This is a genomic window from Rhodococcus sp. T7, assembly GCF_009872365.1.
In the GTDB taxonomy this organism is placed as follows: domain Bacteria; phylum Actinomycetota; class Actinomycetes; order Mycobacteriales; family Mycobacteriaceae; genus Rhodococcus_F.
On the sequence record NZ_WXYH01000390.1, the window covers coordinates 146,298 to 152,754 of the forward strand.

The window sequence follows — 6,457 nt, forward strand, 5'->3', positions numbered from 1 at the left end:
GCCGTCACAATGCACTCCTCGACCGTCGCCTCGAAACGCATCGGCTGAAACGGCCCCCGCAACGAATTGCCCTTGGGTAACGGATATCCCATTTTCTTCCTACCTCCGACAGCGACGGCTGGGTGAAAATCCGGCAGCACGTCGCACATTAGCACCGCCCGGACGCGAATGGAAACGTTCGTTCACATTGCTCGATTCGAGCACTTGACCTGCATGGACGCACTCACGCCGAACTCCCGGCGGCGAGACGTTTGCAGGCTGCGTGATACTTATGATACTTCAAATATCATAATATCGTGGATCGGGTCGGCAGGCAGACGAAAACACGACCGTCACCTCGACGCCTGCCCGGAGCATCTCGGTTGCCTCCGGTGCGTCTCGAACACGGATCACAGACCGGAGGCACCGTAGTGATTTTCCCCCACCGAATGCCTCCCACCTGGCTGATCGTCACGTTGATGGCGCTGTGCGGCACGATCGTCTCGCTCCAGCACACGATTGCGATCCCGATGCTCCCATCGGTGCCGGAGACCTACGGGGTGAGTACGGACGACGCCTCCTGGCTCGTCACCTCGACCCTGCTCGTCGCCGCGGTCGCCACCCCGGTGGTCACCCGGCTCGCCGACATGGTGGGCCGGCGCCGGATGCTCGTCATCGTCATGTCGGTGATGACCGCCGGCTCGTTCATCGCCCTCCTCGGCACGTTTCCGGCACTCATCGCCGGGCGGTCGCTGCAGGGCTTCGCGACGGCGCTCGTGCCCGTCGCGATCAGCATCCTCAGGGACACGCTGCCCCCTGCGAGAATCGGCACCGCGATCGGCGGCCTGAGCGCGACGCTCGGCATCGGGACCACCCTCGGCATCCCGCTCGCCGGCTTCCTGCAGGACATCGCGGGACCACTCACCGTGTTCTGGGTCGCGGGAGTCTGCGGTGCGCTGCTGACCATCGGCGCACTCCTCATCGTTCCCGACATCGGGTCACGGTCACCCGGCCAATTCGACTTCGTCGGTGCACTGCTGCTGTCGATGGGACTCGCCGCCGTGCTGCTGACGCTGTCCAAGGGCGGGTCCTGGGGTTGGGCTGGTCCACGCACACTCGGCTGTGTCGCCGCAGCCGTCGTCGTCTTCGCGGTATGGGCGCCGCTGCAGTGGCGGGCGCCCAATCCCCTGGTGAACCTGCGGACCGCCGTCCATCGTCCGGTTCTGCTGACCAATCTGGCCGGCATGCTCATCACGTTCGCGATGTTCATCAACACGCTCGCCACGACGCAGCAATTACAACTACCGACCTGGACCGGTCACGGTTTCGGTCTCACCGCCACCTCCGCCGGCCTTGCGGTCGCGACGACCGCGTTCGCGCAGGTGTTGGTCTCGCCGTTCGCCGGCATGCTCATCGACCGCTGGAACGGTCGTGCCGTGCTGCTGATCGGGAGTGTCGTCACCACCGTCGCGTGTGCCGTCCGGCTCGTGGTGCCCGGCACCGTCGTCACCGTCACGGCCTGTGCGTTCGTGATCGCCGGGGGCACCGCCGTCTCGTTCGCCGCACTTCCGGGGCTGGTGATGGCGGCCGCACCGGAATCCGAATCTTCGGCCGCCAACGGCATCAACACCCTCCTCCGTTCCATCGGCGCGTCGCTGGCGAGTGCCACCCTCGCGATGATTCTCGTCTCGCTCAGTGTCGACTCGGGGTCTGCCCCCGTCCCCACGGCACGAGCATTCGACGTCGTGTGGGTGGTGGCCGGGATGTGCGCCCTCGTGACCACGGTCCTGGGCGTTCTCCTGCCCCGACGGTTCCCGGCACACACCGAGACCCCAACGATCGACGCTTGCCGGAATGCACTCGCAGGCAATGAAACGACCTCACCCGCCTCGAGCAATTCACCGGTTCCCGTTGCGGCGCGACGCGCACGTGACCTATTCTGATATTCATAGTTTCAAAATCCGCCGAGTCGCGGAGCCCCTTCCCGTCGCCAGAAGTCAGGAATCTTGTGACCCAAATAACTCCCGCGCCGCTGTCCGTCTCGGACCCCGCAGAAGCCGAGTTCCAGCAGTCCCTCGCCGCCGCGCTCGACGATGCCAATCTGCCGACACTGCTGGCGGCGGTCGTGCAGCTCACGGGCGATCTGTCACTTCTCGAAGGCAAGTTCCGGCCCACCGCCATGCGCGGGCCGGGCGACCACGACGACGGCGGCATGCCCGACGACGTTCGAGCCGAGCTGCGCACGCTGGCGTTCGACGTCGTCCTGGCGCATCGCCGCGGCGAACTGCCCGACGCTCCCCCCCTGACACCCGAGCAGGTACTGCACGTCCTCAGCCGGTGCCTGGACGAAGAAGTGCCGAGCGCGCAGGGTGGCATGCTCGCCGAGGAACTCGGTGCCCTCTCCCGCGCAACGCCGGTCATCGACACCGCGTCCGGTCAACGGGCACCGCACGTCCTGGTGGTCGGCACCGGCTTCTCGGGACTGTGCGCGGCCATCCGTCTCGACGAAGCCGGTGTGCCGTACACGATCATCGACAAGAACCCGGACGCCGGCGGCACGTGGCACGAGAACGTCTACCCGGGCTGCGGCGTCGACACCCCTGTCCACCTCTACTCGTACTCGTTCGCCCAACGAGCGGATTGGCCCCGGTACTTCGCCAAGCAGTCGGAGGTCGAGGGGTACCTGCTCGACATCGCGACGTCGTACGGCATCCGCAAGCGGGTGCAGTTCGGCACCGAACTGGAAACCGCCGAGTGGATCGAGGACCGGCAGCACTGGCGGGTCACGCTCCGCCGCGCCGACAACTCCACGCACACCGCGGAGTACCCGGTCGTCATCACCGCTGTGGGTCTGCTCAACCGTCCCGCCTACCCGAACCTCGACGGTCTGGACTCCTTCACCGGGCCGGTCGTCCACACCGGCGCCTGGGATCCCGGGATCGACCTGGCGAACAAGCGCGTCGCCGTGATCGGAACCGGCGCCTCCGCGATGCAATTGGTGCCCGCCATCGCCGGCACCGCCCGCGAGGTGACCGTCTTCCAGCGCTCGGCGCAGTGGATCATGCCCAACCCCAACACCACTCGCGGAGTGGAGCCGGCCAAGCAGTTCCTCATGGCCGAGTTCCCCGGCTACCTCGCCTGGTACCGGCTACAGCAGGCCTGGAAGTTCGGTGACCGACTGCATCCGATGCTGCGCATCGATCCGGAATGGCCGCATCAGGACCGGTCGATCAACTCCGAGAACGAGCGCCACCGCAAGTTCCTGACCCGGTACATCGAGCAGAAGCTTGCGGACCGCCCCGAGCTGATCGACAAGTGCGTGCCCGACTACCCGCCCTATGGCAAACGCCCGCTGCTCGACCACGGCTGGTTCGATGCACTTCTCCGCGACGACGTCGCCCTCGTCGACGAGGGCGTGTCCCACATCGACGGTCAGCGTGTGGTCACCTCATCCGGCGCCGAGCACGAGGTGGACGTGATCGTGCTTGCCACCGGTTTCCAAACGCTCAACATGCTCGCCCCCATGGAAATTCACGGCCGCGACGGAACGACGCTGCGGGAGAGCTGGGGCGCCGACGACGCGCGGGCCTACCTGGGCATGACCGTCCCCAACTTCCCCAACATGTTCATCCTGTACGGCCCCAACACGAATGCAGGTCATGGTGGCAGCCACGTCCTCAGCGTCGAAATGCAGGTCCGCTTCGTGCTGCAGGCACTCGAGCGGATGGCGAAGCGGAATCTGTCGAGCATCGAATGCCGGCAGGAGGTCTTCGACGCCTACAACGGCGAGATCGACGCAGCGCTGGACGGTTCGATCTGGACCCACACCGGCATGACGACCTACTACCGCAACAGCAAGGGTCGCATCGTCACCAACACGCCGTGGACGAACGCCGACTACTGGCATCGCACACGCCGTCTGGTCGCGGAAGAGTTCATCGAACGCACGCGCGATCAGTGAGCCGCAGCCCCTCATACCCACGAAGACGGAAGGCATCTCGACATGACCGACACCGAACGCACCCGGGCTCTGGTCCTGCAATTCAATGAGGCCCGCGCTCGCAACGACGCCGGCGCGATCGCGGCGCTGCTGGCCGAGGACGTCGAATGGCACCCACCCGCCGGCATCCGCCCCCGGCCCTTCCGCGGCCGCGATCGGGTGGCCGCCGCCCTCACCGGGGCGAATACGAGCCGGGTGCTTCAGGTCGACACGATCGAGCGCGACGTCGTCGCGGTCGTGGTCGACGGCGAGACGGCCGTCGTCCGGCAGCTCATGCGCGCGACACGAATCGACGGTGAGATCTACACCAACGACTACTGCTGGGTCTACACGTTCCGCGACGGGCTGATCCAGCGGATGGACGAGTACGGCGACACCCTGCTCACCGCACGCGCCGGGTTCGTCCCGCTGCTGCCACCCGAAGATTCGCCGGCCGACCGGCCGAAGGCCACGAACCTCGTTGCCACCACCCACACCCCCGAAAGGAACTAGGGAATCATGACGACACCTTCCCGTTCCGCCGTACCCGACTGGTTCGACGCGAGCGAGACCCGGCTCCTGGGCAAGGCGTGCACGCGCTGCCGTTCCGTCTTCTTCCCCCCGACCATCGACCGTTGCCGCAATCCGCGGTGCGGCGGTGATGTGCTCGAAACTCACCCTCTGAGCACCCGCGGCCGGATCTGGTCGTGGACACGTAACCACTACAAGCCTCCGGCCCCCTACGTCTCCGGCGATCCGTTCGAGCCCTACACCGTGCTCGCTGTCGAGCTCGAGGAGGACGGCCTGGTCGTACTGGGGCAGCTCAGCCCCGACAGCCCGCCCGCGAACGTCGGCGACACGGTGTCGCTGCGCACCGAGAAGCTGCTGGAGGACGAAGACGGCGTCCAGTTGGTGTGGCGCTGGACCCTCGACAATTCCGAGACCGTGGAGGTCGCATCATGAGTGGAGTAGCCGTTCTCGGGGTGGGTATGCACCCGTGGGGCAAGTTCGGGAAGTCGTTCGTCGAGTACGGCCGGGTCGCTGCTCGTGCGGCCCTCGAGGATGCGGGCATCGACTGGACCGACGTGCAGATGGTCGCCGGCGCGAACACCTGGCGCGGCGGTTATCCCGGCCTGGTCAGCGGCGCGGCCTTCGCGCAGGAGCTCGGCTGGAACGGAACCCGTCTGAGCAGCTCGTTCGCCGCGTGCGCGTCGGGGGCTCAGGCGATCGGGGCCGCCCGGGCCCACATCCTCGCCGGTCTGTGCGACGTCGCCCTGGTGATCGGCGCCGACGTCGCCCCCAAGGGGTTCTTCGGTCCCTTCGGCGGCGGCGATCAGACCGATCCCGACTGGCTGCGGTTCCGGCTTCTCGGTGCCACCAACCCCACCTACTTCGGTCTCTACGCGCAGCGCCGGATCGCGGCGTACGGCGCGAGCGAACGCGATTTCGCGATGGTGAAGGCGAAGAACAGCCGCGCGGGCGCACTCAACCCGAACGCACGGTTCACCAAGGTGGTCACCGAGGACGAGGTGCTGGCGAGCGCGTACGTCGCCGAGCCGCTGCATCTGCTGGATGTGTGCGCCACGAGTGACGGCGCCGCGGCACTGGTCATCACGAGCGAGGACTACGCGCGTCGTAAGCAGCTCGAGCGGGGTGGCCGCGCCGTTCGTATATCGGCGCTGTCCACGAACTCGCCGACCTACCCGAACAACGTCATCGAGATGCCCAACTTCGCCACCGACTCGACACTCGCGGTGCCCGCACCGGACGAAGGTTTCAAGACCTCGCTCGCCAGTTCGGCGTACGCCGAGGCCGGCCTCGGGCCCGACGACCTGAATCTTGCGGAAGTCTACGACCTTTCGACTGCTCTCGAACTCGACTGGTACGAGCACATCGGGCTGTGCGCCGAGGGCGAGGCCGAGAAGATTCTGCACGACGGCGTCACTTCACTGGGCGGACGGGTGCCGGTGAACGCGAGCGGCGGTCTCGCGAGCTTCGGCGAGGCCGTACCGGCACAGGCCATCGCCCAGGTCGTGGAGCTGACGATCCAGTTGCGCGGCGACGCGGGAGAGCGTCAGGTGCCGAACGCCAACGTCGGCATGTCGATCAACCAGGGCCTGTTCGGTCACGGTTCAGCAGTGATCGTCACTGCCTGACCGTCGCTCCACACGCCTCGACCCCGTTGCACCGATTCCCTATCGGTGCAACGGGGTCGAGGCGTTGTGCGTTCAGCTCACGAGCGGGTCATGCGTCGGTCGGCTGTGCGGCCTTGGCCGACGAGGGGACCCCGACGACGTCCTGCCAGCGCACACCCGGATCGATCAGTTCCTCCGCCGAACGGATTTCGTCGTAGCGGTAATCCCCTGCCAGACCCAGCGGCGTCTCGCCGCGCGTGTTGCGGCGTGCGGCATCGAGCATCAGCCGGCGCATCCGAATGACGGCGAGGTCGGACGTACCCAGGTGCTCACGGGTGCGATCCTCGATCGGCCCCATGCTCTC

At 66.8% G+C, this 6,457-nt stretch carries 5 protein-coding genes and 1 pseudogene; 5 read left to right on the forward strand and 1 reads right to left on the reverse strand.

The window, feature by feature from the left end; genetic code table 11:
• Positions 1–428: 428 nt before the first annotated feature.
• The 5 genes from MLGJGCBP_RS49190 to MLGJGCBP_RS49210 all read left to right on the forward strand — a co-directional run bounded on the left by MLGJGCBP_RS49190 (position 429) and on the right by MLGJGCBP_RS49210 (position 6,114).
• Entirely contained in the window at positions 429–1,922 is a 1,494-nt protein-coding gene (locus MLGJGCBP_RS49190) for an MFS transporter (protein WP_201453064.1), read from the forward strand.
• Positions 1,923–1,987: 65 nt separating this feature from the next.
• Positions 1,988–3,940: a flavin-containing monooxygenase gene (locus MLGJGCBP_RS49195; RefSeq protein ID WP_201453065.1), complete on the forward strand. Its 1,953-nt coding sequence runs from the start codon at positions 1,988–1,990 to the stop codon at positions 3,938–3,940.
• Between the two features lie 42 nt (positions 3,941–3,982).
• Complete coding sequence (locus MLGJGCBP_RS49200) at positions 3,983–4,471, forward strand: nuclear transport factor 2 family protein (protein ID WP_160096497.1); 489 nt, start codon at positions 3,983–3,985, stop codon at positions 4,469–4,471.
• 6 nt (positions 4,472–4,477) lie between these two features.
• Positions 4,478–4,921, forward strand: coding sequence for a Zn-ribbon domain-containing OB-fold protein (locus MLGJGCBP_RS49205; RefSeq protein ID WP_160096499.1), 444 nt, complete (start codon positions 4,478–4,480; stop codon positions 4,919–4,921).
• Positions 4,918–6,114, forward strand: coding sequence for a lipid-transfer protein (locus MLGJGCBP_RS49210; RefSeq protein ID WP_160096500.1), 1,197 nt, complete (start codon positions 4,918–4,920; stop codon positions 6,112–6,114). The genes MLGJGCBP_RS49205 and MLGJGCBP_RS49210 overlap by 4 nt, the downstream gene beginning before the upstream one ends.
• Before the next feature lie 88 nt (positions 6,115–6,202).
• On the opposite strand, the pseudogene MLGJGCBP_RS51220 reads toward MLGJGCBP_RS49210, so the two are convergent.
• Positions 6,203–6,457: pseudogene (locus tag MLGJGCBP_RS51220) on the reverse strand (hypothetical protein); the annotation flags it as partial.

Excerpts from the sequence above, each read along its gene's own strand:
- MLGJGCBP_RS49190 (WP_201453064.1), top strand. The coding sequence starts at position 429 with ATGCCTCCCACCTGGCTGATCGTCACGTTGATGGCGCTGTGCGGCACG.
- MLGJGCBP_RS49200 (WP_160096497.1), top strand. The coding sequence starts at position 3,983 with ATGACCGACACCGAACGCACCCGGGCTCTGGTCCTGCAATTCAATGAG.
- MLGJGCBP_RS49205 (WP_160096499.1), top strand. The coding sequence starts at position 4,478 with ATGACGACACCTTCCCGTTCCGCCGTACCCGACTGGTTCGACGCGAGC.
- MLGJGCBP_RS49210 (WP_160096500.1), top strand. The coding sequence starts at position 4,918 with ATGAGTGGAGTAGCCGTTCTCGGGGTGGGTATGCACCCGTGGGGCAAG.